The 2,230-nt window shown below is 55.6% G+C and carries 2 protein-coding genes; both read right to left on the bottom strand.

The window, feature by feature from the left end; translation table 11 throughout:
* Nucleotides 1-189 precede the first annotated feature (189 nt).
* A complete protein-coding gene (locus KKC91_12895) occupies nt 190-1,209 on the bottom strand; it encodes an aspartate-semialdehyde dehydrogenase (GenBank protein ID MBU0479437.1) in 1,020 nt (339 codons plus the stop codon).
* A 55-nt stretch (nt 1,210-1,264) separates the two neighbouring features.
* Nucleotides 1,265-2,230 (bottom strand): 3-isopropylmalate dehydrogenase (locus KKC91_12890; protein MBU0479436.1); only part of this gene is annotated, 966 nt, incomplete at its 5' end.

The following is a 2,230-nucleotide window of genomic DNA, read 5'->3' as shown; positions in this document are numbered from 1 at the left end:
CTTCCAGTTTGAGCGGCACTTCAGCATAGAACGGTTCCCCCAGATGGGAGGCGACCTCTATCTTTTCGAGTGATGCAGCATGGATAGGAGCCGGTAAAAACAGGGCCATAGCAAGCCAAGCCATTGCAACCTGATGCCGTACCCGTTTTAACATGCTGCCTCCATCTGAGTCCTGTGAGGACTTGTTCCCTACGACTGGGAAATCAAAATTTCCGCTATCTGGACGGCATTTAGAGCCGCGCCTTTACGCACATTATCGGCAACAACCCATAAATGCAAAGAATTCGCACAGGAATAATCATCGCGAATTCTGCCTACCCAGACCGGATCCGTACCTGCGGCTTCACTTGGCATCGGGTAATCTTCACCACTCGGGTCATCCACGACACAGATTCCTTCCGCCTCAGCCAGTAGTTCACGCGCTTTTGCCGCATTCATCGGGCCTGAAAAGGTGATGTTGACCGATTCAGAATGGCCATAAAAAACCGGCACGCGCACAGTCGTGGCGGTCACGGCAATATCCGCTTCCATGATCTTGCGCGTTTCATCCATCATCTTGTGTTCTTCTTTGGTATAACCGTCTTCCATAAACACATCGATATGTGGAATGACGTTAAACGCGATACGCGCAGGCAGCACATTGACTTCGGCAGCCTGTCCGTTCATCAGCTGACCGGTCTGCTTGGCCAGTTCATCCATGGCCTTGCCACCGGCGCCACTTACCGCCTGATAGGTCGAAACCACTACGCGTTCGATCGGCATGGCATCATGCAGCGGCTTCAGAGCCACCACCATCTGGATGGTAGAGCAGTTAGGGTTGGCGATAATGCCCCGTTTGGTATATTGGGCAATGGCGTGGGCATTGACCTCGGGAACCACCAAGGGGATGTCATCATCCATACGAAAGGCGCTGGAGTTATCGACCACCACGGCGCCGGCCCGGGCGGCGGCCGGCGCAAACTCCAGGGAACGGGAACCACCGGCGGAAAAGAGGGCCACGTCAATGCCGCTAAAGGCATCCTTGGTCAACTGCTGAACAACAATCTCCTTACCCTTGAAGGTCAGTTTCTTGCCCACCGAGCGCTCGGAGGCCAGCAACCTCAACTCCCCCAAGGGAAAATTACGCCGTTCCAAAACATCCAGCATGGCCCCGCCCACCGCCCCGGTGGCACCAGCCACTGCAACGTTAAAGCGTCTCTCCTGACTCATAAAATCTCCTTAAGCTTTCAGCCTTGAGCTTTCAGCTTTGAGCTTTCTTAAACACTCACACTGCCGCAGCGACCAGGTCACCAATCTCCTTGGTGCCATAACCCATCTTACCGGCCGACATGCTCTTCATCTTCTCGGCCACCACCTTGCGGATGGCCAGTTCAATGGCCTGAGCCGCCTCGGTTTCCCCGAGGTAATCGAGCATCATCTGCCCAGCGCCGATAGCGGCCAGGGGGTTGATGACATTCTTGCCCGTGTACTTGGGCGCCGAACCACCAATGGGCTCGAACATGGAGACGCCTTCCGGATTGATGTTGCCGCCGGCGGCAATGCCCATGCCGCCCTGGATCATGGCACCAAGATCGGTGATGATGTCGCCGAACATGTTATCGGTGACGATAACGTCGAACCACTCCGGATTCTTCACCATCCACATGCAGGTAGCGTCAACGTGGGCATAGTCGGTGGCGATATCCGGGTATTCCTTGGCCACCTCATAAAAGGCGCGCTCCCAGAGATCAAAGGCAAAGGTCAGGACGTTGGTCTTGCCGCACAAGGTCACCTTCTTGCGCTTGTTACGCTTGCGGGCGACCTCAAAGGCAAAGCGGATGCAACGCTCGACGCCTTTGCGGGTGTTGATGGATTCCTGCACCGCCACCTCGTCCGGGGTGCCCTTTTTCAAAACGCCACCAGCGCCAACGTAGAGCCCTTCGGTGTTCTCGCGCACCACCACGAAATCGATGTCCGCAGGGTTCTTGTCCTTCAATGGGGTTTCCACATTGGGATAAAGGATCACCGGCCGCAGGTTGACATACTGGTCCAAGGCAAAACGCAGGGCCAGCAGGATCCCCTTCTCCAGGATGCCGGGCTTGACATCGGGATGACCAATGGCACCCAGGAAGATGGCGTCGTGCTTGGAAAGCTCCGCCACCGCATTTTCAGGCAGCACCTCGCCAGTGGCAAGATAGCGGTCACAGCCGTAATCAAAGTGGGTAAGCTCCAGCTTAAAATCAAACTTTTT

Source organism: bacterium, from assembly GCA_018812485.1.
Classification (GTDB): Bacteria; JAHJDO01; JAHJDO01; order JAHJDO01; family JAHJDO01; genus JAHJDO01.
This window is presented reverse-complemented; position numbering and strand designations above follow the sequence as displayed.

What these genes read in the sequence shown, in the direction of transcription:
- KKC91_12895 (MBU0479437.1), bottom strand. Translation starts at nt 1,209, where the DNA reads ATGAGTCAGGAGAGACGCTTTAACGTTGCAGTGGCTGGTGCCACCGGG.